The sequence below is a fragment of the Salipiger pentaromativorans genome (assembly GCF_024721115.1).
Lineage (GTDB): Bacteria > Pseudomonadota > Alphaproteobacteria > Rhodobacterales > Rhodobacteraceae > Salipiger > Salipiger pentaromativorans.
The window spans coordinates 21,404-45,955 of record NZ_JAMDHK010000025.1; the positions used below are offsets into that span (position 1 = coordinate 21,404).

General features: G+C 64.1%; 34 protein-coding genes. 17 read left to right on the top strand and 17 right to left on the bottom strand.

What is annotated here, in order from left to right; translation table 11 throughout:
* Together secY and M4578_RS24155 are read left to right on the top strand one after the other, a co-directional pair.
* A complete protein-coding gene (secY, locus tag M4578_RS24150; protein ID WP_258095702.1) occupies positions 1-1,365 on the top strand; it encodes a preprotein translocase subunit SecY in 1,365 nt (454 codons plus the stop codon).
* The gene (locus tag M4578_RS24155; RefSeq protein ID WP_258095703.1) at positions 1,362-2,006 is read left to right on the top strand and encodes an adenylate kinase; all 645 of its coding nucleotides are present in this window, start codon (positions 1,362-1,364) and stop codon (positions 2,004-2,006) included. Before secY ends, M4578_RS24155 begins: the two co-directional genes overlap by 4 nt.
* A 92-nt stretch (positions 2,007-2,098) precedes the next feature.
* On the opposite strand, the gene M4578_RS24160 is transcribed toward M4578_RS24155, so the two are convergent.
* Positions 2,099-2,494, bottom strand: coding sequence for a BLUF domain-containing protein (locus tag M4578_RS24160; protein WP_258095704.1), 396 nt, complete (start codon positions 2,492-2,494; stop codon positions 2,099-2,101).
* A 292-nt stretch (positions 2,495-2,786) separates the two neighbouring features.
* On the opposite strand from M4578_RS24160, the gene rpsM reads away from it, so the two are divergent.
* The 4 genes from rpsM (at position 2,787) to rplQ (ending at position 5,246) form a co-directional block, all read left to right on the top strand.
* Entirely contained in the window at positions 2,787-3,155 is a 369-nt protein-coding gene (gene rpsM, locus M4578_RS24165) for a 30S ribosomal protein S13 (protein ID WP_258095705.1), read from the top strand.
* Positions 3,156-3,170: 15 nt separating this feature from the next.
* Positions 3,171-3,563, top strand: a complete 393-nt coding sequence (gene rpsK, locus M4578_RS24170; RefSeq protein WP_076696689.1) for a 30S ribosomal protein S11 — start codon at positions 3,171-3,173, stop codon at positions 3,561-3,563.
* 115 nt (positions 3,564-3,678) lie between these two features.
* The gene (locus tag M4578_RS24175) at positions 3,679-4,695 is read left to right on the top strand and encodes a DNA-directed RNA polymerase subunit alpha (protein WP_258095706.1); all 1,017 of its coding nucleotides are present in this window, start codon (positions 3,679-3,681) and stop codon (positions 4,693-4,695) included.
* A gap of 131 nt (positions 4,696-4,826) precedes the next feature.
* Positions 4,827-5,246: a 50S ribosomal protein L17 gene (rplQ, locus tag M4578_RS24180; protein WP_258095707.1), complete on the top strand. Its 420-nt coding sequence runs from the start codon at positions 4,827-4,829 to the stop codon at positions 5,244-5,246.
* A gap of 81 nt (positions 5,247-5,327) precedes the next feature.
* Here the strand turns inward: rplQ and M4578_RS24185 are convergent, their stop codons facing one another.
* Positions 5,328-5,783 (bottom strand): host attachment family protein, encoded by a 456-nt coding sequence (locus tag M4578_RS24185; protein WP_258095708.1) that lies wholly within the window; start codon positions 5,781-5,783, stop codon positions 5,328-5,330.
* 242 nt (positions 5,784-6,025) lie between these two features.
* Between M4578_RS24185 and M4578_RS24190 the strand changes: the two genes are divergently transcribed.
* The 10 genes from M4578_RS24190 (at position 6,026) to M4578_RS24235 (ending at position 16,408) form a co-directional block, all read left to right on the top strand.
* Entirely contained in the window at positions 6,026-7,399 is a 1,374-nt protein-coding gene (locus M4578_RS24190; protein WP_258095709.1) for a trypsin-like peptidase domain-containing protein, read from the top strand.
* Between the two features lie 3 nt (positions 7,400-7,402).
* Entirely contained in the window at positions 7,403-8,716 is a 1,314-nt protein-coding gene (locus tag M4578_RS24195) for a replication-associated recombination protein A (protein WP_258095710.1), read from the top strand.
* Positions 8,717-8,863: 147 nt separating this feature from the next.
* Positions 8,864-9,241, top strand: a complete 378-nt coding sequence (gene crcB / locus M4578_RS24200) for a fluoride efflux transporter CrcB (RefSeq protein WP_258095711.1) — start codon at positions 8,864-8,866, stop codon at positions 9,239-9,241.
* Complete coding sequence (locus M4578_RS24205; RefSeq protein WP_258095712.1) at positions 9,238-10,284, top strand: RluA family pseudouridine synthase; 1,047 nt, start codon at positions 9,238-9,240, stop codon at positions 10,282-10,284. The genes crcB and M4578_RS24205 overlap by 4 nt, the downstream gene beginning before the upstream one ends.
* Positions 10,285-10,286: 2 nt before the next feature.
* Positions 10,287-10,961 (top strand): HAD-IA family hydrolase, encoded by a 675-nt coding sequence (locus M4578_RS24210; RefSeq protein WP_258095713.1) that lies wholly within the window; start codon positions 10,287-10,289, stop codon positions 10,959-10,961.
* Positions 10,958-11,671 carry an ATP12 family chaperone protein gene (locus M4578_RS24215; protein WP_258095714.1) on the top strand — a complete coding sequence of 238 codons (714 nt, stop codon included), beginning with the start codon at positions 10,958-10,960 and terminating at the stop codon, positions 11,669-11,671. Before M4578_RS24210 ends, M4578_RS24215 begins: the two co-directional genes overlap by 4 nt.
* A gap of 197 nt (positions 11,672-11,868) precedes the next feature.
* Positions 11,869-12,888, top strand: coding sequence for an amino acid ABC transporter substrate-binding protein (locus M4578_RS24220; protein ID WP_258095715.1), 1,020 nt, complete (start codon positions 11,869-11,871; stop codon positions 12,886-12,888).
* 167 nt (positions 12,889-13,055) lie between these two features.
* Positions 13,056-14,288: an amino acid ABC transporter permease gene (locus tag M4578_RS24225; RefSeq protein WP_258095716.1), complete on the top strand. Its 1,233-nt coding sequence runs from the start codon at positions 13,056-13,058 to the stop codon at positions 14,286-14,288.
* 1 nt (position 14,289) lies between these two features.
* The gene (locus M4578_RS24230; RefSeq protein ID WP_258095717.1) at positions 14,290-15,606 is read left to right on the top strand and encodes an amino acid ABC transporter permease; all 1,317 of its coding nucleotides are present in this window, start codon (positions 14,290-14,292) and stop codon (positions 15,604-15,606) included.
* A 13-nt stretch (positions 15,607-15,619) separates the two neighbouring features.
* A complete protein-coding gene (locus M4578_RS24235) occupies positions 15,620-16,408 on the top strand; it encodes an amino acid ABC transporter ATP-binding protein (RefSeq protein ID WP_274705741.1) in 789 nt (262 codons plus the stop codon).
* A gap of 252 nt (positions 16,409-16,660) precedes the next feature.
* On the opposite strand, the gene M4578_RS24240 is transcribed toward M4578_RS24235, so the two are convergent.
* From M4578_RS24240 to rpmC, 12 genes are all read right to left on the bottom strand, one after another.
* A complete protein-coding gene (locus tag M4578_RS24240; protein WP_258095718.1) occupies positions 16,661-17,044 on the bottom strand; it encodes a COG4315 family predicted lipoprotein in 384 nt (127 codons plus the stop codon).
* A 145-nt stretch (positions 17,045-17,189) separates the two neighbouring features.
* The gene (gene rpmD / locus M4578_RS24245; RefSeq protein ID WP_258095719.1) at positions 17,190-17,378 is read right to left on the bottom strand and encodes a 50S ribosomal protein L30; all 189 of its coding nucleotides are present in this window, start codon (positions 17,376-17,378) and stop codon (positions 17,190-17,192) included.
* Between the two features lie 5 nt (positions 17,379-17,383).
* The gene (rpsE, locus tag M4578_RS24250; RefSeq protein WP_258095720.1) at positions 17,384-17,962 is read right to left on the bottom strand and encodes a 30S ribosomal protein S5; all 579 of its coding nucleotides are present in this window, start codon (positions 17,960-17,962) and stop codon (positions 17,384-17,386) included.
* Positions 17,963-18,146: 184 nt separating this feature from the next.
* Positions 18,147-18,506 carry a 50S ribosomal protein L18 gene (rplR, locus tag M4578_RS24255; RefSeq protein WP_258095721.1) on the bottom strand — a complete coding sequence of 120 codons (360 nt, stop codon included), beginning with the start codon at positions 18,504-18,506 and terminating at the stop codon, positions 18,147-18,149.
* Positions 18,507-18,517: 11 nt separating this feature from the next.
* Entirely contained in the window at positions 18,518-19,051 is a 534-nt protein-coding gene (rplF, locus tag M4578_RS24260; RefSeq protein WP_258095722.1) for a 50S ribosomal protein L6, read from the bottom strand.
* A gap of 12 nt (positions 19,052-19,063) precedes the next feature.
* Positions 19,064-19,456 (bottom strand): 30S ribosomal protein S8, encoded by a 393-nt coding sequence (rpsH, locus tag M4578_RS24265; protein ID WP_258095723.1) that lies wholly within the window; start codon positions 19,454-19,456, stop codon positions 19,064-19,066.
* 13 nt (positions 19,457-19,469) lie between these two features.
* The gene (rpsN, locus tag M4578_RS24270; protein ID WP_258095724.1) at positions 19,470-19,775 is read right to left on the bottom strand and encodes a 30S ribosomal protein S14; all 306 of its coding nucleotides are present in this window, start codon (positions 19,773-19,775) and stop codon (positions 19,470-19,472) included.
* A 14-nt stretch (positions 19,776-19,789) separates the two neighbouring features.
* Complete coding sequence (rplE, locus tag M4578_RS24275) at positions 19,790-20,350, bottom strand: 50S ribosomal protein L5 (RefSeq protein WP_258095725.1); 561 nt, start codon at positions 20,348-20,350, stop codon at positions 19,790-19,792.
* Positions 20,343-20,654, bottom strand: a complete 312-nt coding sequence (gene rplX, locus M4578_RS24280; protein ID WP_258095726.1) for a 50S ribosomal protein L24 — start codon at positions 20,652-20,654, stop codon at positions 20,343-20,345. Before rplX ends, rplE begins: the two co-directional genes overlap by 8 nt.
* 1 nt (position 20,655) lies before the next feature.
* Positions 20,656-21,024, bottom strand: coding sequence for a 50S ribosomal protein L14 (rplN, locus tag M4578_RS24285; protein ID WP_023851005.1), 369 nt, complete (start codon positions 21,022-21,024; stop codon positions 20,656-20,658).
* A 76-nt stretch (positions 21,025-21,100) separates the two neighbouring features.
* The gene (gene rpsQ, locus M4578_RS24290; protein ID WP_258095727.1) at positions 21,101-21,331 is read right to left on the bottom strand and encodes a 30S ribosomal protein S17; all 231 of its coding nucleotides are present in this window, start codon (positions 21,329-21,331) and stop codon (positions 21,101-21,103) included.
* A gap of 12 nt (positions 21,332-21,343) precedes the next feature.
* On the bottom strand, positions 21,344-21,550 hold the full coding sequence (gene rpmC, locus M4578_RS24295; protein WP_076696734.1) for a 50S ribosomal protein L29: 207 nt from the start codon (positions 21,548-21,550) through the stop codon (positions 21,344-21,346).
* A 301-nt stretch (positions 21,551-21,851) separates the two neighbouring features.
* Between rpmC and M4578_RS24300 the strand changes: the two genes are divergently transcribed.
* Entirely contained in the window at positions 21,852-22,979 is a 1,128-nt protein-coding gene (locus tag M4578_RS24300; protein ID WP_258095728.1) for a hypothetical protein, read from the top strand.
* Between the two features lie 103 nt (positions 22,980-23,082).
* Here M4578_RS24300 and M4578_RS24305 read toward each other — a convergent pair whose 3' ends face one another.
* The 3 genes from M4578_RS24305 to rplP all read right to left on the bottom strand — a co-directional run bounded on the left by M4578_RS24305 (position 23,083) and on the right by rplP (position 24,539).
* A complete protein-coding gene (locus tag M4578_RS24305; protein WP_258095729.1) occupies positions 23,083-23,703 on the bottom strand; it encodes a TIGR02466 family protein in 621 nt (206 codons plus the stop codon).
* A 152-nt stretch (positions 23,704-23,855) separates the two neighbouring features.
* Entirely contained in the window at positions 23,856-24,026 is a 171-nt protein-coding gene (locus M4578_RS24310) for a hypothetical protein (RefSeq protein WP_258095730.1), read from the bottom strand.
* 99 nt (positions 24,027-24,125) lie between these two features.
* A complete protein-coding gene (gene rplP, locus M4578_RS24315) occupies positions 24,126-24,539 on the bottom strand; it encodes a 50S ribosomal protein L16 (RefSeq protein ID WP_007792765.1) in 414 nt (137 codons plus the stop codon).
* Positions 24,540-24,552 lie beyond the last annotated feature (13 nt).

The window sequence follows — 24,552 nt, forward strand, 5'->3', positions numbered from 1 at the left end:
ATGGCATCCGCTGTGGAACAAATGGCCGCCAACACCAGCTGGGCGGCACTGGGCAAGGCTACCGACCTTCGCAACCGCATCCTATTCACTCTCGGCCTTCTGATCGTCTACCGGCTGGGCACCTATATCCCGGTTCCCGGCATCGACGGTGCCGCGCTTCGCCAGTTCATGGAAGAGGCGGGGCAGGGCATCGGCGGCATGGTCTCGATGTTCACCGGCGGCGCGCTGGGACGGATGGGGATCTTTGCCCTCGGCATCATGCCCTATATCTCCGCCTCGATCATCGTGCAGCTTCTGACGGCCATGGTGCCGGCGCTGGAGCAGCTCAAGAAAGAGGGCGAACAGGGCCGCAAGAAGATCAACCAGTACACCCGCTACGGCACGGTGGCACTGGCGCTGTTCCAGGCCTACGGCCTTGCGGTGAGCCTCGAGGCGGGCGATCTCGCCCATGATCCGGGCTGGTATTTCCGCGCCGCCGTGGTGATCACCCTCGTCGGCGGCACCATGTTCCTGATGTGGCTCGGCGAGCAGATCACCGCCCGCGGCATCGGCAACGGCATCTCGCTGATCATCTTCGTCGGCATCGTCGCCGAGATCCCGGCCGCGCTGGCGCAGTTCTTTGCCTCCGGCCGGTCCGGTGCCATCAGCCCGGCGGTGATCATCGGGGTGATCCTCATGGTGGTCGCGGTGATCATGTTCGTGGTCTTCATGGAACGTGCGCTGCGCAAGATCACCATCCAGTATCCGCGCCGTCAGGTCGGCATGAAGATGACCGAGGCGCAGCAGTCACACCTGCCCGTCAAGGTGAACCCGGCGGGCGTGATCCCGGCGATCTTCGCCTCCTCGCTGCTGTTGCTGCCCACGACGATCGCGACCTTCAGCCAGGCCGGCTCCACCGGGCCGATCATGTCCACGATCCTTGCCTATTTCGGTCCGGGACAGCCGCTCTACCTGCTGTTCTTCGCCGCGATGATCGTGTTCTTCGCCTATTTCTACACCTTCAACGTGTCGTTCAAACCCGATGACGTGGCGGACAACCTGAAGAACCAGAACGGCTTTATCCCTGGCATCCGCCCGGGCAAGAAAACCGCCGAGCATCTGGAATATGTCGTGAACCGGGTGCTGGTGCTGGGCGCGGCCTATCTCGCCGCCGTCTGCCTCATGCCCGAGATCCTGCGCTCGCAATATGCGATCCCGTTCTATTTCGGCGGCACATCCGTACTGATTGTGGTATCGGTGACCATGGACACGATCCAGCAGATCCAGAGCCACCTGCTGGCACATCAATACGAAGGTCTGATTCAAAAGTCGCAGCTCCGCGGCAAGAGTAAGACCCGTAAGCGGAAGGGACCGGCACGCCGATGAACATCATTCTTCTTGGACCGCCCGGCGCGGGCAAAGGCACCCAGGCACGTATCCTTGTGGAAGAGCGGGGCATGACCCAGCTCTCCACCGGCGACATGCTGCGCGAAGCCAAGGACAGCGGCACGGAAATGGGCAAGAAGGTCGCCGAGGTCATGGCCCGCGGCGAGTTGGTCACCGACGAGATCGTCATCGGCCTGATCCGCGAAAAGCTCGAAGCCGACCCGAACCGCGGCTATATCTTCGACGGCTTCCCCCGCACGCTGAAGCAGGCCGACGCCCTGGGCGAACTGCTTGCCGAAGAGGGGCTGACGCTCGACAAGGTGGTGGAACTGCGGGTAAACGACGAGGCGCTGGTGGAACGCATCACCGCGCGCTCGACCTGCGGATCCTGCGGCGAGGTCTATAACGACATCACCAAGCCGATCCCGGCGGATGGCAAATGCACCAACTGCGGCGGCACCGAGTTCAAGCGCCGCGCGGACGACAATGAGGAAAGCCTCAAGAAGCGTCTGATGGAATATTACAAGCAGACCTCGCCGCTGATCGGCTATTACTACGCCAAGGGCAATCACTGCCGGGTCGATGGCCTGGGCGAGATCGCCGACGTCAAGGCCGCCATCGCCGGCAAGCTCGACGGCTGAGACCGGCGAAGGCGCCATCTTGGAAGCAAAAGAGCGGGTCCCGCCGGGCCCGCTCTTTTTTCTTTCCGCGACTGCACGGGCCCCCTCCGCGCTCAGTCCTGTCCCGAGGCCACGCGCCCGATCCGCTCGAAGGCCAGCAGGATGCCCCCTGCCCCCTCGGCAAAGCAGGTTGCCAGAAAGGCGCTGTCCTCCGGCGACAGGCTTGCATAGCCCATCGACCAACCCAGAAAGCCCCGTTCCGGCACCTGCCGGCGCATCCGCAGGACCACATCGGAATGCCGGGGATCACCGGAGATACGCGCGAATAGCGGCTCGACGATCTCCGCCGGCCCTTCGAGCACCTGGCAGAACCCTCCGATGTCACGCAGCAGATACCCCGTCACCCCCTGCACGCGATTGTGCGAAAGCGCGTCTTGCAGAATCTCGAAATCCGAGGAATGTCCGCGCGGATGACGCGAAGCGCTTGTATATAGGAGCTGCGTGATCATACTGCGTCGGGACACCCGGTTCGGGAGGGCTGGGGCGTTCGGCGGTTGGGGCATGTTTGTCGCATGTGGGACGAAACGCCCGGGGAATGCAAGCTGTTCCGACATAGGGGTTGACGCTCTACGCGAATCCTCATACCCACCCCCATCTCTAATCGAGAATCAGACATGCGGAGCGGGTCGCTCCCCCTCCGCAGATCACCTCATCAGCGGACAGCCCGTGGTCTCCGACCTCGGGCTCATGTTGTGAAAAAAGGTTCTGGAGCTACGGAACCGCAACGAAAGGAACAGAGACTTGGCACGTATTGCCGGCGTCAACATCCCGACCAACAAACGGGTACCCATCGCCCTCACCTATATCACCGGTATCGGCCACACCTCGGCCAAAGCCATCTGTGAAGCCGTCAACATCGAGGCCTCGCGCCGCGTGAACGAGCTGTCCGATGCCGAAGTGCTCGCCATCCGTGAGCATATCGACGCGAACTACACCGTCGAAGGCGACCTGCGTCGTGAAACGCAGATGAACATCAAGCGCCTGATGGACCTCGGCTGCTACCGCGGCCTGCGTCACCGCCGCAACCTCCCCGTCCGCGGTCAGCGGACCCACACCAACGCCCGTACCCGCAAGGGCCCGGCGAAGCCGATCGCCGGCAAGAAGAAGTAAGGGAGGTCTACCGATATGGCACGTGATACCCGTCGCGGAGGCAAGAAGAAGGTCTCCAAGAACATCGCCGCCGGTGTGGCGCATGTGAACTCGTCCTTCAACAACACCAAGATCCTGATCTCGGACGTGCAAGGCAATGCGATCTCCTGGTCGTCCGCCGGCACCATGGGCTTCAAGGGCTCGCGGAAATCGACCCCCTACGCCGCTCAGCTTGCCGCAGAAGACGCAGGCAAGAAGGCGCAGGAACACGGCGTGAAGACGCTGGAAGTCGAAGTCCAGGGCCCCGGCTCGGGCCGTGAATCGGCACTGCGCGCACTGGCCGCCGTCGGCTTCAACATCACGTCGATCCGCGACGTGACGCCGATCGCGCATAACGGCTGCCGCCCGCCGAAGCGCCGCCGCGTCTGACCGCATCATTATTCAAGGTGGGGCCCTGCCATTGAGCGGGGCCCTGCCTTCGTCATTTTAACCTCGGGCGTCCGCGCCTTTTGGACATGGGGCACGGACAGGAATGGAGGGACGCATGATCCACAAGAACTGGGCTGAACTGATCAAGCCGACCCAGCTGGAGGTTCGCCCCGGCGCCGACCCGACCCGCGTGGCCACCGTTGTGGCCGAACCGCTGGAACGTGGCTTTGGCCTGACGCTGGGCAACGCGCTGCGTCGCATCCTGCTGTCGAGCCTTCAGGGCGCGGCCATCACCAGCGTGCAGATCGACAACGTGCTGCACGAATTCTCCTCCGTCGCCGGTGTGCGTGAAGATGTGACCGATGTGGTGCTGAACCTCAAGGGTGTCGCGCTGCGCATGGAAGTCGAAGGCCCCAAGCGCCTGTCGATCAACGCCAAGGGCCCCGGCGTCGTCACCGCTGCCGACATCGCCGAGACCGCCGGCATCGAAGTGCTGAACAAGGACCATGTGATCTGCCACCTCGACGATGGCGCCGATCTCTACATGGAGCTGACCGTCAACACCGGCAAGGGCTATGTCTCGGCCGACAAGAACAAGCCGGAAGACGCGCCCATCGGCCTGATGCCGATCGACGCGATCTATTCGCCGGTCAAGAAGGTCGCCTATGAGGTGCAGCCGACCCGCGAGGGCCAGGTGCTGGACTATGACAAGCTGACCATGAAGATCGAAACCGACGGCTCGGTCACCCCCGAGGACGCGATTGCCTATGCGGCGCGCATCCTTCAGGACCAGCTGTCGATCTTCGTCAACTTCGAAGAGCCGGAAAGCGCCTCGCGTCAGGACGACGACGACGGTCTGGAATTCAACCCGCTGCTTCTCAAGAAAGTGGACGAGCTGGAACTCTCCGTGCGCTCGGCCAACTGCCTGAAGAACGACAATATCGTCTATATCGGCGACCTGATCCAGAAGACCGAAGCCGAGATGCTCCGCACCCCGAACTTCGGCCGCAAGTCGCTGAACGAGATCAAGGAAGTGCTGTCCTCCATGGGTCTGCACCTCGGCATGGATGTCGAGGACTGGCCGCCGGACAACATCGAGGATCTGGCGAAGAAACTGGAAGACCAGTTCTGAGCCGCTGGCGGGGCGCGGTGAGAGGGCGCCCCGTCGCCTACCCGGGCAGTCTGCCCCAAGGAGAGCCGGTGACACGCATCGCCGGCCGGACAAAGCAAAACCGCCCGTAGAGGGCATAAGGAGTAAGACAGATGCGTCACGCAAAAGGCTACCGCCGCCTCAACCGCACCCACGAGCACCGCAAGGCGCTCTTCGCCAACATGGCCGGCTCGCTGATCGAGCACGAGCAGATCAAGACCACGCTGCCCAAGGCCAAGGAACTCAAGCGCGTCATCGACAAGCTGATCACCCTCGGCAAGCGCGGCGATGTGCACGCCCGCCGTCAGGCCGCCGCCCAGCTCAAGGAAGACAAGGACGTCGCCAAGCTGTTCGAAGTGCTCGGCCCGCGCTATGCCGAGCGTTCGGGCGGCTATTGCCGCGTGCTGAAGGCCGGCTTCCGCTATGGCGATATGGCACCGATGGCGATCATCGAACTGGTCGACCGCGATGTCGATGCCAAAGGCGCCGCCGACAAGGCCCGCCTGGTTGCCGAAGAGGCGCTCGAAGACTGAGATCTTCGGGACATCTCATAGAGAAAGGCGCCGCAGAAACCCTCTGCGGCGCCTTTTTTCATGCCCTTGCGGGCGCATGCCTCAAACGGCCTCGAGCTCGTCCCGCACCAGCGCCTCGATCCTGTCGACCGGATGGTTGGTCAGGGTCTTGGGCAGCTCGGCCACGATCTTGTCGGCCACTTCTTTGTGCAGCGCCGCGCGCAGATCGCCCAGCACCTTGGGCGGGGCCACCAGCACCAGCCGCTCGAACGCCCCCTTATGCGCGGCCTCATAAAGCATCGCGGCCAGGTCCGTGGCGAAACGCTCCTTGGCCAGCTCGTGCCAGTCCGTATCTTCCATCGCAGAGCGCTGTCCGGATCCGCCATCGGCCCGGCGCCCCGGGCGGTTGGCCGCCTGCGCGCGATCCGGCGGGTTTTCCTGGGTCTTCTCGTCGAAAAACGCCAGATTCGGATCCTCGGCGTCGGTCAGATTGCGCAGGAACAACGCCTTTTCGCTGTCGGTCACGACGACCCAGGTGCCTTGTGTCAGCTCTGTCATCGCATTCCCCTTTCTCTCCGAGCCGCCCGCTGTTCCGGAGGATCGGTCCCGGGCCGCGCCAACGGAACCTGCCCTTGCAGGCCCCGGTATCGCGCCGCCCGACCTAAAATCTCGGCGACTCTGACATCATCTCCTCCGATCACGGAGTATACACCCGCAACGCTCCGGACGCGACGGGCGTTCCGCCGCGCCTTGAATCCGCCCCGCGCGGCAGGCATATCCGGAGAACAGGAGGAAAGATCATGCTCCGTATCTGTCTTGTCGCCCTGACCCTTGCCGCGACACCGCTTGCCGCCCAGACCCGCGTGCCCGACAGCCAGGCCGAGATCTCGCTCAGCTTCGCCCCGCTTGTGAAAGCGGCGACGCCGGCGGTGGTCAATATCTACGCCCGCCGCGTCGTCGAGGCGCGCAGCCCCTTCGCCGGAGACCCGCTCTTCGGTAATCTGTTCCGCGATTTCGGCGGGCGCCCGCGCGTGCAGAACTCGCTGGGCTCCGGCGTGATCCTCTCGGATGACGGGATTGTCGTGTCGAATTACCATGTGGTCGGCCAGGCCACCGACATCCGCGTGGTGCTGAACAACGGCGCCGAATACGAGGCCCAGGTCCTGCTGGGCGACGAAGAGGCGGACCTTGCCATTCTCAAGCTGGACGGCGCTGCGGACATGCCGCATCTCGCCCTGCGCGACAGCGATACGGTCGAGGTGGGCGAGCTGGTGCTGGCCATCGGCAACCCGTTCGGCGTCGGGCAGACCGTCTCCTCGGGCATCGTCTCGGGGCTGGCGCGCTCGGGCACCGCGACGGGCAATGCGCGCGGCTATTTCATCCAGACCGATGCACCGATCAACCCCGGCAACTCCGGCGGCGCGCTGATCGATGTGAAGGGTCGGCTGATCGGGGTGAACACCTCGATCCTCACCCGCTCGGGCGGATCGAACGGCATCGGCTTTGCCATCCCGTCAGCGCTGGTGTCGCAATTTGTGGAACAGGCCCGTGCCGGCAAGGCGGATTTCGAGCGGCCCTGGGCGGGGATGACCGGGCAGCCGGTCAATGCCGACATCTCCGAGAGCCTTGGCCTCGGGCTGCCCAATGGCGTGCTGATCGCCGATCTGCATCCCCAAAGCCCCTTCGCCCGGGCCGGGCTGGAGGTGGGCGATGTCGTGCTGGAAGTGGACGGCCAGCCGGTCAACACCCCGCCCGAGATGCTGTTCCGCATGTCGGTGCGCGGGCTCGGCCATAGGGCGCAGATCCGCTACCTGCATGACGGTACGCCGCGGCAGGCCGAGGTCGAGATGATCGCGCCGCCCGAAACCCCGCCGCGCGACGCGGTGATACTGGGCGAAACCGCCGTGCTGCCCGGGCTCGCGCTGGCACGCATCAACCCTGCGGTAAGCGCCGAGCTGGGCCTGCCCCTGCCCGGCGAGGGTATCGTCGTCACCGATCCCGGCCCCTATGGCGCCCGGATCGGCCTGCGCCCCGGCGACGTGCTGCGGGCGATCAACGGCCGCGACATCGCCGCGCCGGACGATGTCGGCCGGCTGCTCGAACGGGCCGCGCCGCGTGTGCAGATCGACGCGCAACGCGGCGCCGGACGTGTCTCCCTTCGGTTCCGGACCTGAACCTTGGCCGATCTCTTCGACAACTCCCCGGACGCAACGCCCGAGAGCAACGCCCCCCGCCCGCTGGCCGACCGGCTGCGGCCAAAGACTCTGGGCGAAGTGATCGGCCAGGAGCAGGTGCTGGGCCCTGAGGCGCCGCTGGGCGTGATGCTGGCCTCGGGCTCGCTGTCGAGTCTGGTGTTCTGGGGCCCGCCCGGCGTGGGCAAGACCACCATCGCGCGGCTTCTGGCCCATGCGACCGATCTGCATTTCGTGCAGATCAGCGCGATCTTCACCGGCGTGCCGGAGCTGCGCAAAGTCTTCGAGGCGGCCAAGCACCGCCGCGCCAACGGTCAGGGCACGCTGCTGTTTGTCGACGAGATCCACCGCTTCAACAAGGCGCAGCAGGACGGGTTCCTGCCGCATATGGAGGACGGCACGATCCTCCTTGTCGGCGCCACCACCGAGAACCCCAGCTTCGAGCTGAACGCGGCGCTTTTGTCGCGCGCGCAGGTGCTGGTGCTGGAACGGCTGGCGTTGTCCGATCTGGAGCGGCTGGCGCAGCGCGCGGAAAAGGAACTGGACCGCCCCCTGCCCCTCGACGGCCGCGCGCGCGAGGCGCTGCTCGAGATGGCCGATGGCGACGGGCGGGCGCTGCTGAATCTCATCGAGCAGGTGATGGCCTGGCGGGTCACGGGCAAGCTCGACACCGAAGCGCTGACCCACCGGCTGATGCGACGCGCCGCGCAATACGATAAATCCGGCGACGGCCATTACAACCTGATCTCGGCGCTGCACAAATCCATTCGCGGCTCGGACCCGGACGCAGCGCTTTACTGGTTCGCGCGGATGCTGGAGGCGGGCGAGGACCCGCGGTTTCTGGCCCGGCGCCTGACCCGGATGGCGGTGGAGGACGTCTGCCTCGCCGACCCGCAGGCGCAGGCGGTCTGCATCGACAGTTGGCAGACCTATGAGCGGCTGGGCTCGCCCGAGGGCGAGCTGGCGCTGGCCAATGCAGTGATCTATCTGGCGCTCGCCCCGAAGTCGAACGCCGCCTATATGGCCTATAAGGCGGCGCGCGCGGCAGCGAAGAAGACCGGCTCGCTGATGCCGCCGAAACATATCCTGAACGCGCCCACGCGGCTGATGAAGGATCAGGGCTACGGCACCGGCTATGCCTATGATCACGATGCCGAAGACGGGTTTTCCGGGCAGGACTATTTCCCTGAGTCGATGGGGCGCACGCAGTTTTATGCGCCGGTCGAGCGCGGGTTCGAGCGCGATCTGAAAAAGCGCGTGGAGTATTTCGCGCGGCTGCGGCGGGAACGGAACGGGTAGCGCCCTGAACTGTCACAACGGAAGCCGGGCCAAGGGGGTGGGGATTGAGCGGATATTCACCTCAATCGCAGGCCGGGGCGCCTCGACCTCTCCCCTTCCCACCTCCCCGAACTTGACAACCGGCGCCGCGCAGGACACATCGCGCCCATGATCCTGACCCTTCTCCAGGTCGCCCTGGGCGGCGCATTGGGCGCAAGCGCGCGCTATCTGACCGGCGTGGGCATGACCGCGCTGATGGGCAAGACCTTCCCCTGGGGCACGCTGACGGTGAACATCCTCGGATCCTTCCTCATGGGCGTGCTGGTGGTGACGCTGGCGAATTTCTCTGCCACCCGCTACGCACCGCTTCTGATGATCGGCTTTCTCGGCGGCTTCACCACCTTCTCCTCCTTCTCGCTCGATTTCGCCACGCTCTACGAGCGCGGGGACATCCCCCTTGCCATAGGCTACGCCGCCGTTTCGGTGCTGGTGTCGATCACCGCGCTGTTCGCCGGACTGCTGCTGACACGGAGTCTTTTCGCATGAGCCGCGTACAGACCATCACCGTCGGTCCCGGCGACGGCGACCAGCGCCTCGACCGCTGGCTCAAACGGCATTTCCCGCATCTCCAGCAGGGGCGCATCGAAAAAATGTGCCGCAAGGGCGAGCTGCGCGTCGATGGTGCCCGCGCCAAGGCCTCGACCCGGCTCACGGTCGGCCAGCAGGTGCGCATCCCGCCGCTGCCGGAACCTGACGAGACGCCGCAGCCGAAACCCGAGCCCAAGGTATCGGAGGCCGACGCAAAGCTCATCCAGTCCTGCGTGCTCTGGAAAGACGACCATATCATCGCGCTGAACAAGCCGCCGGGCCTGCCCACGCAGGGCGGCAGCAAGCAGACGCGCCATGTGGACGGGCTTGCCGAAGCGCTGAAATTCGGGTTGGACGAAAAGCCGCGCCTCGTGCACCGGCTCGACAAGGACACCTCGGGCGTATTGCTGCTGGCCCGCACCCGCGAGATGGCGCAGGCGCTCACCGCGGCGATCCGCCACCGCCGCACGCGCAAGATCTACTGGGCGCTAGTCGCCGGCGTGCCCACCCCCTATCTGGGCGAAATCCGCTACGGTCTGGTCAAGGCGCCGGGGCACGGGCGCCATGGCGAGGGCGAAAAGATGATCTGCGTGCATCCGCGCGACATGAACACGACCCCCGGCGCGCAGCGGGCCCATACGCTTTACGCCACGCTTTACCGCGTGGCGGGGCGCGCCTCCTGGGTGGCGCTGGAGCCGATCACCGGGCGCACCCATCAGTTGCGCGCGCATATGGCCGAGATCGGCCATCCGATCATCGGCGACGGCAAATATGGCGGCTCGGGTCAGGAGAACCTGGGCGACGGCTGGGGGGCGCAGCTCGGCGGGGTGATCTCGAAAAAGCTGCACCTGCACGCGCGCTCGATCACCTTCGAACATCCGGTGACCAAGAAACCCGTCACCGTCACCGCCCCTCTGCCCGAACACATGGCCCATAGCTGGGAAACGCTTGGCTGGGCAGAGGACATCGCCGCCGACGACCCGTTCGAGGAGCTGCACTGACCATGGATCTGCGCCTTGTGATCTTCGATGTGGACGGCACGCTGGTGGACAGCCAGGCCGACATCATGGCCTCGATGACCCGCGCCTTCGAAAGCGCCGGCCTGCCGGCACCGGACCGCGAGGCGGTGCTGTCGCAGGTGGGGCTGGCCCTGCCCATCGCGCTGATGCATCTGGCGCCCCAGGCCAAGGCCCAGCACGACGCTATGATCGCCGCCTACAAGCAGCGCTATTTCGATCTGCGCACCGAAAAGGGCACGCCGCAAAGCTCGCCGCTGTTTCCGCATGTGCGTGCCGTGCTCGACCAGCTCCACGCAGAAGACGAGACGCTGCTCGGCATCGCCACGGGCAAGTCGCGCCGCGGGCTCGACGGGCTGCTCGACGGGCACGACATGCGCAAGCTGTTTGTCACCCAGCAATGCGGCGACGATCACCCCTCGAAACCGCATCCGGCGATGCTCGAGGCCGCGCTGTCGGAAACCGGCGTGCCGGCAAAGCGCGCGGTGATGATCGGCGACACCAGCTTCGATATGGAGATGGCCCGTGCCGCGGGGATGCTGGCGGTCGGGGTGAGTTGGGGCTATCACGACACCGCCCGGCTGAAGGCCGCACATCTGGTGATTGACGACATCCGCCTGCTGCCCGGCCTTCTGTCGCAGATCTGGGAGCAGAGCGCATGAGCGAATGGGCCCCCCGCAGGTTCTATAAAGAGGCCAGCGCCGCCCCCGCCGAAGGCGGCTTCGGTGTGTTCCTCGACGGCCGCCGGGTGATGACCCCGGGCAAGTCGCCTCTGGTCGTGCCGACGCAGGCGCTGGCCGACGAGATCGCGGCGGAATGGCAGGCGCAGGACGAAAAGATCGACCCGACCGCCATGCCCTTCACCCGCACCGCCAACAGCGCCATCGAAAAGGTTGCGCCACAGCGGGCCGCAGTGGCGCAGATGCTGGCCGAATATGGCGACAGCGATCTTCTGTGCTACCGCGCTGACACCCCCGAGGACTTGGTCCGGCATCAGGCCGAACGCTGGGATCCGCTGCTCGACTGGGCATCGGAGACGCTCGGCGCGCGGCTGGAACCGCGCGCGGGCATCATGCATGCACCGCAGGACCCCGCCGCGCTGGAGACGCTTTCGGCCCGGGCCCATGACTTCGATCCGTTCGAACTGGCCGCCTTTCACGATCTTGTGGCGCTTTCGGGCTCGCTCATCCTGGGATTCGCCGCGACCGACCCGCGCCACGATCCGGAACATCTCTGGAACCTCTCGCGCCTTGACGAAGACTGGCAGGCCGAGCGCTGGGGTGCCGACGAGGAAGCCCAGGAAATGGCCGTGCACAAACGTGCGGCATTTCTTCACGCGCATCGCTTTTTTGCGCTCTGCCGCCCTGCTTAATAGGGCCGCGCGCCCTATTTCATTGCACAATTTCCCGGCAGCGGGAGATGTTTTTCAAGGCAGGGTGGCTTGACCTCCAAAGAGGATTCCGAACAAACTCGCGGACACCAGTGGGGGGGAGCACCCATCCCAGGTATTCTCGGCCCCAGGGCCATGGAACCGGCCCATGAGGGGCCGGACAACAGGAAGAGGTTAACATGAAGAAAACCGTAATTCTTGGCGCGCTGACGGTTGCCGGTCTGGCGGCGGGCGCTGCCAGTGCGGGGACTCTCGACGACGTCAAGGCGCGTGGCAAGCTGAACTGCGGCGTTTCCACCGGTCTGACGGGCTTCTCGGCTCCGGATGCCAACGGCGTCTGGCAGGGCTTCGACGTGGCTGTCTGCCGTGCCGTCGCTGCCGCCGTTCTGGGCGATCCGATGGCTGTCGATTTCGTTCCCACCACCGGCCAGACCCGCTTTACCGCGCTGGCCTCGGGCGAGATCGACCTGCTTGCCCGGAACACCACCTGGACCTTCTCGCGCGACGTCGATCTCAAGTTCGAATTCGTCGGCGTGAACTACTATGACGGCCAGGGCTTCATGGTTCCGAAAGAGCTGGGCGTGTCCTCGGCCAAGGAACTCGACGGCGCCACCGTCTGCATCCAGACCGGCACCACCACCGAGCTGAACCTCGCGGACTTCTTCCGCGTGAACAACATCAGCTACGAGCCGGTGCCGATCGAAACCAACGCCGAAGCCCAGCAGCAGTACCTGGCCGGCGCCTGCGACGTCTACACCACCGACGCTTCGGGCCTCGCCGCAACCCGCGCCTCCTTCGAAGCGCCGGGCGATCACGTGATCCTGCCGGAAATCATCTCGAAAGAGCCGCTGGGCCCGCTGGTCCGTCACGGCGACAACGAGTGGGGCGACATCGCCCGCTGGACCCTGAACGCGCTGATCGCCGCCGAAGAATACGGTGTGACCTCGGCCAATATCGCAGAGCTGTCGGCAGCTCCGGGCAACAACCCGGAAATCAACCGTCTGCTCGGCACCGAAGGCGAGCTGGGCGCCATGCTCGGCCTCGAAGCCGACTGGGCCAAGAAAGCCATCATGGCCAATGGCAACTACGGCGAAGTCTTTGAAAAGACCATCGGCGAAAACACCCCGATCGGCCTGTCGCGCGGCCTGAACGCACAGTGGACCGAAGGCGGCCTGCTTTACAGCCCGCCGTTCCGCTGATCGGAACCAAAAACAGGGGCGCGGGGGTAAAACCCCGCGCCCTTTCCACCTTAATGATCTAAAAACAAACACAAATCCTAGATCAATACGAGTTTCCGAAGAGGGGCAAGAGGCCGGAGCAACCGGCACAACGCCCAGGAAGAACGGAAGCCGCCGGGGAGAAGACAATGACGACCATGACAGACCCGCCGGGGCAGGGCTTCCGGCTGTCTCAGCTTATTTACGATACCCGCTACCGGTCCCTGACCATTCAGGTCGTGGCGATGGTTCTGCTGATGCTGCTTTTCTCGTGGCTCGTTTCGAACACGATCCACAACCTGCAAAATCTCGGCAAGGATTTCGATTTCGGCTTTCTCACGCAGCCGTCGGGATATGACATCAACCAGCGGCTGATCGAATATAACAGCCAGATGACCCACGGACGCGCCGCGCTGGTGGGGATTCTCAACACCATTCTCGTCGCCTTCCTGGGCTGCGCGCTGGCCACCGTGCTGGGCGTGGTCGCCGGGGTTCTGCGGCTGTCGAACAACTGGCTCGTCTCGCGCCTGATGTCGGTCTATGTCGAGGGGTTCCGCAACGTGCCCCTGCTGCTGTGGATCGTGCTGATCTTCGCGCTGATGACCGAAAGCACCCCGGCCCCGCGGGCCTTCCGCGGCGATGACGCCACCGCCTCGATGCTCTTCGACGCCATCGCGGTCACGAACCGCGGCGTCTATACCCCGGCAATCCATTTCGGGACGCCCTTCTTTGCGAACGGGTTCTTCAACTGGCTTGTGGTGATCCTCGTGCTGGGCGCGTCGCTCTACGCAATCCGGCGGCTGCATCACTGGGCGACCGAACGACAGGAGGCCACCGGCGACCGCCCGACCACCTGGTATTTCACCCTCGGTCTGCTGATCCTCCCCACCGCCATCCTCATGGTGCTGATGAGCGCGTATCTGAACCTGCCCGAGCTCAAGGGGTTCAACTTCGGCGGCGGCATTCATCTGCGCAACTCGCTGATCGCACTCTGGCTTGCCCTGTCGCTCTACACCGGCGCCTTCATCGCCGAGATCGTGCGCGGCGGTATCCTGGCCGTCTCCAAGGGCCAGACCGAAGCCGCCTATGCGCTGGGTCTGCGGCCCTCCACGACGATGAATCTGGTGATCCTGCCGCAAGCCCTGCGGGTGATCATTCCGCCGCTGATCTCGCAATTCCTGAACCTGACCAAGAACAGCTCGCTCGCCATCGCCGTGGGCTACATGGATGTGCGCTCCACGCTTGGCGGCATCACCATCAACCAGACTGGCCGCGAACTCGAAGGGATGCTGCTGCTGGGGCTGTTCTATCTGGTGCTCAGCCTGCTCATCTCGGGCGCGATGAACATCTATAACGCCTCCGTGAAGCTGAAGGAGCGCTGACATGAGCGAAGTGCACGCACAGACCGTCGCCTATGTCCGCGACACCATGCTTGATCAGCGCGAGCCGCCGCTCTCGCAATCCGGCGCCTACAAGTGGATTCACGAAAATCTGCTGTCCTCCTGGGTGAATGTCGTCCTGACGGTCGCCTCGCTCTGGGTGATCTGGGCGGTGCTCAGCCACGTCGTCCCCTGGGCGGCGCTGGGGATCTGGAGCGCCGACAGCCTCGCACAGTGCCGCGAGATCCGCGATCAGATCTATGGCGCCGATGCCTCGGTCGCCTGCTGGGCGGTGATCGGAGAGCGCTGGAACCAGCTTCTCTTCGGCTTCTACCCGACCGAGCTCTACTGGCGTCCGATCCTGGCCTTCGTGCTGTTCCTGGTCGCCATCGCGCCGGTGCTTTTCGCCTCGCTGCCGCGCAAGATGCTGTGGTTCACCCTTGCCGCCCCCTTCGTGCTGTTCTGGCTGATCTGGGGTGGCGCGATCTGGACCCCCATCGTGGTGGCCCTGGGCTTTGTCATCGGCTGGGCCGTGGTGACCTTTGCCGGACCGGCGATCGGCGCGCTTGGCGGCGTGGTTCTGGCCATCGTGGCGCCGCTCCTCTACTGGCTGCTGGTCGCGGGCCCTCTGGCCGATGCGTTGGCCACGGTGCTGCCCATCGGGCTGGAGCCGGTGAAGTCCAACGAGATCGGCGGCTTCATGCTGGCCACGATCATCGGCGTCTCGGGCATCATCCTGTCGCTGCCGCTGGGGATCGTGCTGGCGCTGGGGCGGCAGTCGGATCTGTTCCTGATCAACAAATGCTCGGTGATCTTCATCGAGGTGATCCGGGGCGTGCCGCTGATCGTCTGGCTGTTCACCGCGTCGCTGCTGCTCAACTACTTCCTGCCGCCGGGGACGAATTTCGACCTCATGTTGCGGGTCATCATCATGGTGACGCTGTTCTCCTCGGCCTATATCGCCGAAGTGGTCCGCGGCGGGCTCGCGGCGCTGCCCAAGGGGCAGTACGAGGCGGCCGACGCGCTGGGGCTCGATTATTGGAAGAGCATGCGGCTGATCATCCTGCCGCAGGCGCTCAAGATCTCGATCCCGGGCATCGTGAACACCTTCATCGGGCTTTTCAAGGACACCACGCTGGTGGTCTTCATCGGCCTGCTCGACCCCATCGGCCTGTCGAACGCCATCCGGGCCAGCACCCAATGGAACGGCATCTACTGGGAACTCTTCGTCTTTATCGGCCTCTGCTTCTTCGTGTTCTGCTTCAGCATGGGCCGCTATTCCCTCTTCCTCGAGAAAAAGCTCCGTCGCGAGCATCGTTAAGGAGACCCGACACATGAACCAACCTGCGACAGCTTCCGTCGACCGCAGCCAGATGAAGGTCTCTGACGAGGTCGCCATCCAGATCACCAAGATGAACAAGTGGTACGGGAACTTCCACGTGCTGCGCGACATCGACCTGACCGTCTACCGCGGCGAGCGGATCGTCATCGCCGGGCCCTCGGGCTCGGGCAAATCGACGATGATCCGCTGCATCAACCGTCTGGAAGAGCATCAGGCCGGCCAGATCGTGGTGGATGGCACCGAACTCGGCTCGGATCTCAAGAACATCGACAAGATCCGCTCCGAGGTCGGGATGGTGTTCCAGCACTTCAACCTCTTCCCGCACCTGACCATTCTGGAGAACTGCACGCTCGCCCCGATCTGGGTGCGCAAGATCCCCAAGAAAGAGGCCGAGGCCACGGCGATGCATTTCCTGGAGAAGGTGAAGATCCCCGAGCAGGCCAACAAATACCCCGGCCAGCTTTCCGGGGGCCAGCAGCAGCGGGTGGCCATCGCCCGCTCGCTCTGCATGAAGCCGCGGATCATGCTCTTCGACGAGCCGACCTCGGCGCTCGACCCGGAGATGATCAAGGAGGTGCTCGACACCATGGTCTCGCTGGCCGAAGAGGGCATGACCATGCTCTGCGTGACCCACGAGATGGGCTTTGCCCAGGCGGTGGCGAACCGGGTGATCTTTATGGATGCGGGCCAGATCGTCGAACAGAATGAACCGAGAGAGTTCTTCAACAACCCGCAGCACGAGCGCACCAAGCTCTTCCTGAGCCAGATCCTGGGGCACTAAGGGGCAGGCCCCCTCCCCCACTCAGCGGCGCGCTCCGTGCCGCTGACGGTCCCTTCCGGGCCCGCCCTTCCCGGGCGGGCCTTTTTATTTGCCGCAACCTCCGCCCCAAGGCGCACTGGTTTGAAAAATCCTGGGTCTCACATAAGAACCGGCGGCGGCACCGGGCCGCCGCCGGACACACCGTGGCTCAGGGAAGTTGTCGATATTGCCACGGATCGCGCGGGTTCGGGCGCGCGCCGTCTGGAGCGCCGCTCAGGGGCGCGCGATGTGCCAGACGCCGTTCACACCGTCGCCGGTCATGTCTCCGGGCTTGGAATCCTTGATCCACAGATAAAGGGGCTGCCCCTTGTAGCTCACCTGCAAGGTGCCGTCCTTGCGCTCGGCAACGCCGTAGCCGCGCGGCAGATCCGTACCGGCCTCGGCCAGGACCGGCGGCCAGTTGGCAGCACACATGTCATAGCAGTTCGACAGGTTCTGCTCGTCCTTGTCGAAGGTGTAGAGCGTCATCTTGGCGCCATCCATCAGATAGACCTCCTCGCCATATTTGCCGGTCTGCACCAGCGGCGCGGGATCGGCGGCGAACAGGGCGGTGGCAGATGTCGCCAGAAACGCAGCGGCCAGGGGGAGCTTGGTCATCTCTCAATCCTCTCTTTCAGGTCTGCCCAATGCAGACATGAGAGATACAGCGCGCGCCCCGCCAATATTCCCCAGCAATAGAAAAAAACGCCCCCCGGGGTCCCGGAGGGCGTTTGAAACGTTCGAATTCCGCGTGGCCTCAGGCTCAGCCGCGCTCTTCGATGATTTCCACCAGATGCGGGATCTTGGCGACCATGCCGCGCACGGCGGGGGTGTCTTCCAGTTCCCGGGTCTTGTGCATCTTGTTCAGGCCCAGGCCGATCAGCGTCTTGCGCTGGACTTCCGGGCGGCGGATCGGCGAGCCGACCTGCTTAACGACAATCGTCTTTGCCATGGGTCTCAGGCCTCCTCAGCCACGTGCGACGATTCCGCCGGCGCGTCTTCGCGCTTGGGCAGGATGTCGGCCACTTTCTTGCCGCGACGCTGCGCAACGTTGCGCGGCGACTGGTTCTTGGCCAGACCGTCGAGCGTGGCGCGGATCATGTTGTAGGGGTTCTGCGAGCCGATCGACTTGGCGACCACGTCATGCACACCCAGCATTTCGAACACGGCACGCATCGGACCACCGGCGATGATCCCGGTCCCGTGCGGCGCGGTGCGCATCACAACGCGGCCTGCGCCGTGACGGCCTTCGATGTCGTGGTGCAGCGTGCGGCCTTCGCGCAGCGGCACGCGGATCATCTTGCGCTTGGCTTGCTCGGTGGCCTTGCGGATGGCCTCGGGGACCTCCTTGGCCTTGCCCTTGCCAAAGCCGACGCGGCCCTTCTGGTCGCCCACGACGACGAGGGCTGCAAAGCCGAAGCGCTTACCGCCCTTCACGGTCTTGGACACACGGTTGATCGCAACCAGGCGATCGGCGAATTCCGGGGCTTCCTCGCGGTCGCGACGGTTCCCGCGGCGGTTATCACGTTCTGCCATCAGGCATTCCTTTGTTCAGGGTCGGCGCGCATCGGTAGGACCGAACACACCGGATTTGTCCAATCCTGGTGCCCCAGCATGAGGTCCGGGGCCCGGATCATCGAGGCGTTTCCGCCTACAGGAACGGGGCGACGAGCGCCGCCCCGGTGCGAGCGTAGGGTGGGCAATTCTGCCCACCTTCGGCTCAGATCTTCAGGCCTGCTTCACGCGCGGCGTCGGCCAGAGCCTTGACGCGGCCGTGGAACAGGAAGCCGCCACGGTCGAAATAGGCTTCTTCGATGCCGGCTGCCTTGGCGCGCTCGGCAATCGCGGCGCCCACCTTGGCGGCGGCCTCCACATTGCCTTTGCCGACGACGCCCAGATCCTTCTCCATCGAGGAGGCGGCGGCGAGGGTCACACCCTTCACGTCGTCGATCAGCTGCACGCTGATGTTCTTGTTCGAACGGTGCACCGTCAGCCGCACGCGGCCGGCGTTCACCTTGCGAAGCTTGTTCCGGACGCGCAGGCGGCGCTTGAGGAACAGTTCCCGTTTGCTGAGTGCCATTTTCTGCGTCCTTACTTCTTCTTGCCTTCCTTGGCGAAGATGTATTCGCCTTTGTAGCGAATACCCTTGCCTTTGTAGGGCTCGGGGCGGCGCCAGTCGCGGATGTTCGCCGCAACCTGACCAACCTGCTGAACATCATGTCCTTCGACGATGATTTCCGTGGGCTTCGGCGTGGTGACCGTGATGCCCTGCGGGATGTCGAAGTTCACGTCGTGGCTGTAGCCGAGGTTCAGCTTCAGGGTCTGGCCCTGAACCTGCGCCCGGTAACCCACACCCTGGATCTCGAGTTCCTTCTTGAAGGTGTTCGAGACGCCGTGGACCATGTTGGCCACGATGGTGCGCGACATGCCCCACTGCTGACGGGCGCGCTTGGAATTGCCGCGCGGCGTCACAGAGACGGCGTTGTCTTCGACCGTGATGGTCACATCATCGGTGGCGTTGAAGCTCTGGGTGCCTTTCGGGCCCTTCACTTCGACGGTCTGGCCGCTGACGGATGCGGAAACACCCGAGGGCAGCTCGACCGGCTTTTTCCCAATACGAGACATGGATGTCCCTCCTTAGAAGACCGTGCAGAGCACCTCGCCGCCGACATTGGCAGCGCGGGCATTCGCGTCCGACATCACACCTTTCGGCGTGCTGACAATCGACACACCCAGGCCCTGACGGACGACGGGAATGTCACTGACACCCATGTAGACGCGGCGACCGGGCTTGGAGACCCGCTGCAGCTCGCGAATGACGGGGGTGCCGTCGAAATATTTCAGGCTGATCTCGAAGGCCGGGTGGCCGTTCACGTCCGTGGTCTTTTCGTAGCCGCGGATGTAACCTTCGTCCGCCAGCACGTCGAGAACCCAGCCGCGCAGCTTGGATGCGGGGGTCGAGGTGGTCGACTTGCCGCGCATCTGGGCGTTGCGGATACGGGTGAGCATATCGCCGATAGGATCGTTCATCTATGTACCCTCCTTACCAGCTCGACTTGACCACGCCGGGCAGCTGACCGTTCGAGCCCAGCTCGCGCAGCATGATCCGGGAGATCTTGAGCTTGCGGTAGTAGGCGTGCGGACGGCCCGTCAGCTGGCAGCGGTTGTGCAGACGGCTCGGGGCGGAATTGCGCGGCAGCTTCGCCAGCTTCAGGCGGGCCTTGAAGCGCTCTTCCATCGGTTTGCTTTCGTCGTTCGCGATCTCTTTGAGCGCGGCACGCTTGGCGGCATATTTCTCCACCAGCGCCTGGCGCTTCTTCTCGCGTTCGATCATGGATTTCTTGGCCATGTGTCTCTCGCTCCTCAGGCGTTGAAGGGCATGTTGAAAGCCTTCAACAGCGCCTTGGCTTCCGCGTCGGTCGATGCGGTGGTGGTGATGATGATGTCCATGCCCCAGACCTCGTCGACCTTGTCGAACTCGATCTCGGGGAAGACGATGTGTTCCTTGATGCCCATGGCAAAGTTGCCACGGCCGTCGAAGGACGGCTTCACGCCGCGGAAGTCCCGGATCCGGGGCATCGCGATGTTGATCAGGCGGTCGAGGAATTCATACATCCGGTCACCGCGGAGCGTGACCTTGGCGCCGAGCGGCATCTCTTCACGAACGCGGAAGCCCGCGATCGACTTCTTGGCTTTCGTGGTGACGGCTTTCTGACCGGCGATGGTGGTCAGATCCTCGACGGCCGATTTGGCCTTCTTGGAGTCGCGCACAGCTTCTGCGCCGCAACCGATGTTCAGAACGATCTTGTCCAGACGCGGGATCTGCATGTCGTTCTTGTAGCCGAACTCTTCTTTCAGAGTGGCCTTGATCGTGTCGCGGAACTGCGTCTTGAGACGCGGGGTATAGGTCGCGGTATCAAGCATCGATCACGTCCCCAGTGGTCTTGGCGAAACGGACCTTCTTGTCGCCTTCCATGCGGAAGCCAACGCGGGTCGCTTTGCCGTTTGCATCGACGATTGCCAGGTTCGACAGGTCGATCGGCATCGCCTGCGGCAGACGGCCGCCCTGCGACGTCTGGCTCTGGCGGGTGTGACGGATGGCCATGTTGATGCCGCCGACGACGGCCTTGCCGGTTTTCGGCGAGACGGCCTCGATGGTCCCGGTCTTGCCCTTGTCCTTGCCGGCAAGAACGATGACCTTGTCACCTTTTTTCAGCTTGGCAGCCATATCAGAGCACCTCCGGAGCGAGCGAGATGATCTTCATGAAGTTCTTCGCACGCAGCTCACGCACCACCGGCCCGAAGATACGGGTGCCGACCGGCTCGCCCGCGTTGTTCAGGATGACGGCCGCGTTGCGGTCAAAGCGGATGGAGGTGCCGTCTTCACGGCGGACTTCCTTGGCGGTGCGCACGACGACGGCCTTGCGGACGTCCCCCTTCTTCACGCGGCCGCGCGGAATGGCCTCTTTCACCGATACGACGATGATGTCGCCGACCGATGCATAGCGGCGATGCGAGCCGCCGAGGACCTTGATGCACTGAACTTTCCGGGCACCGGAATTGTCAGCGACATCCAGATTGGTCTGCATCTGGATCATGTGGTTTCTCCCGACCTTTGGGGGTTGTTCTTGGTCTACCCCCCAGGGTTTCGATCAAACCGAAAGGTGTCGTGGATTACTCCGCGATCACCTCCCAGCGTTTCGTTTTCGACTTGGGCGCGCATTCGATGATGCGGACCGTATCGCCGACAGCGAATTTTTCCGCCTCGTCATGAGCGCGGTATTTCTTCGACTTCCGGATCGTCTTCTGAAGCACCGGGTGCTTGAAGCGGCGCTCGACCGAAACGGTGACGGTCTGGGCGTTGGCGGTGGAGGTCACGGTGCCTTGCAGGATACGCTTGGGCATATTGGGAACTCCTTATTCCGCAGACGCCGCAGCAGCGGCTTTCTGGTTGAGCACGGTGTTGACCCGCGCCACGTCGCGGCGCACCTGACGGATACGTGCGGTGTTTTCGATCTGGCCGGTGGCTTTCTGGAAGCGGAGGTTGAAGGCCTCCTTCTTCAGTGCCACAAGCTCGTCCCGGAGCTGGTCCGGGGTCTTCGAGCTGAGCTCTTTGGCGTCCATGTCGGTCGCTCCTTCGTTGCAACATCACCGGAGAGCCCCGTCGTTACGCGGGTCACCCTGATTCCCGGTGGAGGTGGATGAGCGGGCTCTATAGGCGCGTTTTGCGAAGTTGGCAAGGGAAACCGATTTTCACAATCCACCCCCAGTGGCGCCAGCCTCTCCTCCCAAGAATGCGGGACCGGATACCCAACCCCCGGCTCCTGACGCCAACCAGCGCCAAAAGACTCGACTCGCAGGGAATTTCAGCGCAGTCTCCGTATGTTACTGAAGTCGCCATACCAAGCAGAGAAAAGGAAAGTGGATGTTTTCGAGTGTTGCGTTGATGGGGCTCCTCGCCGTGGGTCTGGGATGGGCGCTTGTCGGCAGCGGCGATGACGGTGAAAGCCAGGATGAAGACACCGCCGAAGACCTGCCCGAGACGGGCGACACCACCGGCACCCCCCCAGCAGAAGAGCCGGACGAAACTCCGACCGGCGGCGGCGGCGACTCTTTCTTTTCTCTCATCGACGGGCTGATCTCCGGCACCGACGGCGACGACGAAATGACCCGCGAGAGCATCGACGACAGCGACAGGTCAGCGTCTCTGCGGGCCGGCGACGGTGACGATCTGATCGACCTCGCCACGGGCCTGTCCGTCTATGACAGCGAATGGTCCGGAGACGTCAGCGGTGACGGCGGCAACGACACGATCGAGGCGCCCTTGGCCTATGGCGTTCTGGACGGTGGCGACGGTGATGACGAAATCACCGCCGGCTCCGCCGGAGCCACGATCCTGGGCGGCGCCGGTAACGATCGGATCCAAGTGACCGACTTGAGCGGCGAGGGGTTCGACGTGGACGGCGGCGAAGGCGACGACACCCTGATCGGGGAGCGCCATGGCGACCTGCACGGCGGTAATGGAAACGACTCCCTCGAGGTCAGCGGAATGGGCTCCAACGCTGCCAACTATTTCGTCTATGCCTACGGCGATGAGGGCGACGACGCGCTCTCATATGCAACCTACCTGCCGAACGCTGACATATTCGAGGAAGCCCACACTCTGTTCGGAGGCGCGGGCAGCGATACGTTCGAGATCACGATTTCTGAAACAGACGGGACAAGCCCCACCCCGGAGCTCAGCAGCCATTCGGATGGAACCCCCAGAACCTTCACAGTCGCCAATATCGGCGATTTCGAAAGCGGGACGGATGTGCTGATGATCGAATCCTTCGCAGAGACCGCCACGCATACGCTGACCACCGCACGTATCGTCACGACGGAGGCTCCCGGCGGCGGCGATCCCTCATACCAGCTCGCGCTACGTTACGAAGGCACCTCGGATGAAGACCCTTACGATGTGCTTATCTCTCTTGGCTCAAACGCTATTGCCTGGGAGGACGTGGTCTTTGCCGGTGAGGCCATCCCGGAGCTTGAAACCGCCGCAGCATGACGGCAGGCTACGAAAGCGCAAGCGCCGCCCGTTCGCAGCTCATACTCTCTACCGGAGAGTTTGCCTGCTACGCCGAACCGCCGGGCAAAGTCCGGAGCCCCGCTCACTCCCACTTATAGTTGAAGCTCACCGAAATCCGCTCTTCCTCGGCCGGGTTCGGTGGCACCTCGTGGCGCAGCCAGCTTTCCCAAAGCAGGATGTCCCCCACCTCCGGCGCCTCATACACAAACGTCTTCAGCTCCTCGCGGCAGCCCTTGCGGCGCGCGGGGGCGGCCATCATGAAGCCCAGGCGGGGGTCTTCCAGCTTCAGCGCCGAGGTGCCGCCCGGCATCGACACATAGGTCGTCCCCGAGATCACCGAATGCGGGTGGATATGCGAGGCGTGGGTGCCGCCTTCGGGCAGGATGTTGATCCAGATGTCCTCAATCACCAGCGCCTTGTCGCCCAGATCGAATTCCAGATCCCCGGCGAAAGCCGCGACATGCTTGTCGATGGACGCGACCAGATCGGCGAAGATCGGAAAGCGCCAGGGCAGATCGGTCAGCGAGGCATAGGAGGTGTAGCCGGGATAGTTGTTCTCGTCGCACCATGCCTGCCCCGCCTCGTCGTCCTCGGCGATGGACCAGCAGGAGCTTTCCAGCTCGGCGGTGTCGATGGCGGGCGCATGCTCGGAGAGCCGGGCGCGGTAGAGGCGGGTCGCGAAGAGGGAGCGGATCTGGGTCATGCCGCCTCATAGCGCGAGTCGCGGGGGCTGGCGAGAGGATTGAGTGCACGGCCTGATCCGGGGCCTCATCGGAAATCACGAGGCCCCGGATCGGGTCCGGGGCGGGTGTAGGGTGGGCAATTCTTGCCCACCGTCCCCGCCGCTCCCATGTCTCAGGACGCGGGCTCTTTCACCACCACGCAGACCGGATAGCCGCCGGGCTCCCGTCCGCCGCCCAGATCGAGACAGCGGTCTTCATAAAGATGGCGTTGCCAGAGCATCCCCAGCCAGAAGGCCAGCACAGCCAAAGCAAGCAGCAGCATCCCGTTGCGCCGGTTTGACATGCCCATCCTGAAAGCCCCCCGCCCAGAGAAAAAGAAAACCCCCGCCGTTCGCACAGCGGGGGTCCATCTCGTAGGGTGGGCAATCTGCCCACCGGCCGGTTACCAGTCCTCGCGGACCACCACGCGGGTCTTGATCGGCAGCTTCATCGCGGCCAGACGCAGCGCCTCGCGGGCGACGTCTTCGGCAACACCGTCGATCTCGAACATCACGCGGCCCGGCTTGACCTTGCAGGCCCAGTAATCGACCGAGCCCTTACCTTTACCCATCCGAACCTCGGTGGGTTTCGAGGTCACCGGGGTATCCGGGAAGATCCGGATCCAGACGCGGCCCTGACGCTTCATGTGACGCGTCATGGCACGACGGGCGGCCTCGATCTGGCGCGCGGTGACGCGCTCGGGTTGCAGAGCCTTCAGGCCGTAATGGCCGAAGTTCAGGTCGGAACCGCCCTTGGCCTCACCCTTGATGCGGCCCTTGAACATCTTCCGGAACTTGGTGCGTTTCGGTTGCAGCATGTCTCAAACTCCC

What these genes read in the sequence shown, in the direction of transcription:
- M4578_RS24230 (WP_258095717.1), top strand. Translation starts at nt 14,290, where the DNA reads ATGAGCGAAGTGCACGCACAGACCGTCGCCTATGTCCGCGACACCATG.
- rplX (WP_258095726.1), bottom strand. Translation starts at nt 20,654, where the DNA reads ATGGCTGCCAAGCTGAAAAAAGGTGACAAGGTCATCGTTCTTGCCGGC.
- M4578_RS24215 (WP_258095714.1), top strand. Translation starts at nt 10,958, where the DNA reads ATGAGCGAATGGGCCCCCCGCAGGTTCTATAAAGAGGCCAGCGCCGCC.
- rpsQ (WP_258095727.1), bottom strand. Translation starts at nt 21,331, where the DNA reads ATGCCCAAGCGTATCCTGCAAGGCACCGTGACCTCCACCGCCAACGCC.
- rpsN (WP_258095724.1), bottom strand. Translation starts at nt 19,775, where the DNA reads ATGGCCAAGAAATCCATGATCGAACGCGAGAAGAAGCGCCAGGCGCTG.
- M4578_RS24235 (WP_274705741.1), top strand. Translation starts at nt 15,620, where the DNA reads ATGAACCAACCTGCGACAGCTTCCGTCGACCGCAGCCAGATGAAGGTC.
- rpsK (WP_076696689.1), top strand. Translation starts at nt 3,171, where the DNA reads ATGGCACGTGATACCCGTCGCGGAGGCAAGAAGAAGGTCTCCAAGAAC.
- rpsE (WP_258095720.1), bottom strand. Translation starts at nt 17,962, where the DNA reads ATGGCAGAACGTGATAACCGCCGCGGGAACCGTCGCGACCGCGAGGAA.
- M4578_RS24240 (WP_258095718.1), bottom strand. Translation starts at nt 17,044, where the DNA reads ATGACCAAGCTCCCCCTGGCCGCTGCGTTTCTGGCGACATCTGCCACC.
- M4578_RS24155 (WP_258095703.1), top strand. Translation starts at nt 1,362, where the DNA reads ATGAACATCATTCTTCTTGGACCGCCCGGCGCGGGCAAAGGCACCCAG.
- M4578_RS24300 (WP_258095728.1), top strand. Translation starts at nt 21,852, where the DNA reads ATGTTTTCGAGTGTTGCGTTGATGGGGCTCCTCGCCGTGGGTCTGGGA.
- rpmD (WP_258095719.1), bottom strand. Translation starts at nt 17,378, where the DNA reads ATGGCAAAGACGATTGTCGTTAAGCAGGTCGGCTCGCCGATCCGCCGC.
- rplF (WP_258095722.1), bottom strand. Translation starts at nt 19,051, where the DNA reads ATGTCTCGTATTGGGAAAAAGCCGGTCGAGCTGCCCTCGGGTGTTTCC.
- rplP (WP_007792765.1), bottom strand. Translation starts at nt 24,539, where the DNA reads ATGCTGCAACCGAAACGCACCAAGTTCCGGAAGATGTTCAAGGGCCGC.
- M4578_RS24185 (WP_258095708.1), bottom strand. Translation starts at nt 5,783, where the DNA reads ATGACAGAGCTGACACAAGGCACCTGGGTCGTCGTGACCGACAGCGAA.
- M4578_RS24205 (WP_258095712.1), top strand. Translation starts at nt 9,238, where the DNA reads ATGAGCCGCGTACAGACCATCACCGTCGGTCCCGGCGACGGCGACCAG.
- M4578_RS24175 (WP_258095706.1), top strand. Translation starts at nt 3,679, where the DNA reads ATGATCCACAAGAACTGGGCTGAACTGATCAAGCCGACCCAGCTGGAG.
- rpsH (WP_258095723.1), bottom strand. Translation starts at nt 19,456, where the DNA reads ATGAACGATCCTATCGGCGATATGCTCACCCGTATCCGCAACGCCCAG.
- rplR (WP_258095721.1), bottom strand. Translation starts at nt 18,506, where the DNA reads ATGGCACTCAGCAAACGGGAACTGTTCCTCAAGCGCCGCCTGCGCGTC.
- M4578_RS24310 (WP_258095730.1), bottom strand. Translation starts at nt 24,026, where the DNA reads ATGTCAAACCGGCGCAACGGGATGCTGCTGCTTGCTTTGGCTGTGCTG.
- rpmC (WP_076696734.1), bottom strand. Translation starts at nt 21,550, where the DNA reads ATGGACGCCAAAGAGCTCAGCTCGAAGACCCCGGACCAGCTCCGGGAC.
- M4578_RS24225 (WP_258095716.1), top strand. Translation starts at nt 13,056, where the DNA reads ATGACGACCATGACAGACCCGCCGGGGCAGGGCTTCCGGCTGTCTCAG.
- rplQ (WP_258095707.1), top strand. Translation starts at nt 4,827, where the DNA reads ATGCGTCACGCAAAAGGCTACCGCCGCCTCAACCGCACCCACGAGCAC.
- M4578_RS24210 (WP_258095713.1), top strand. Translation starts at nt 10,287, where the DNA reads ATGGATCTGCGCCTTGTGATCTTCGATGTGGACGGCACGCTGGTGGAC.
- M4578_RS24190 (WP_258095709.1), top strand. Translation starts at nt 6,026, where the DNA reads ATGCTCCGTATCTGTCTTGTCGCCCTGACCCTTGCCGCGACACCGCTT.
- secY (WP_258095702.1), top strand. Translation starts at nt 1, where the DNA reads ATGGCATCCGCTGTGGAACAAATGGCCGCCAACACCAGCTGGGCGGCA.
- M4578_RS24220 (WP_258095715.1), top strand. Translation starts at nt 11,869, where the DNA reads ATGAAGAAAACCGTAATTCTTGGCGCGCTGACGGTTGCCGGTCTGGCG.
- M4578_RS24305 (WP_258095729.1), bottom strand. Translation starts at nt 23,703, where the DNA reads ATGACCCAGATCCGCTCCCTCTTCGCGACCCGCCTCTACCGCGCCCGG.
- crcB (WP_258095711.1), top strand. Translation starts at nt 8,864, where the DNA reads ATGATCCTGACCCTTCTCCAGGTCGCCCTGGGCGGCGCATTGGGCGCA.
- M4578_RS24160 (WP_258095704.1), bottom strand. Translation starts at nt 2,494, where the DNA reads ATGATCACGCAGCTCCTATATACAAGCGCTTCGCGTCATCCGCGCGGA.
- rplE (WP_258095725.1), bottom strand. Translation starts at nt 20,350, where the DNA reads ATGCTTGATACCGCGACCTATACCCCGCGTCTCAAGACGCAGTTCCGC.
- rplN (WP_023851005.1), bottom strand. Translation starts at nt 21,024, where the DNA reads ATGATCCAGATGCAGACCAATCTGGATGTCGCTGACAATTCCGGTGCC.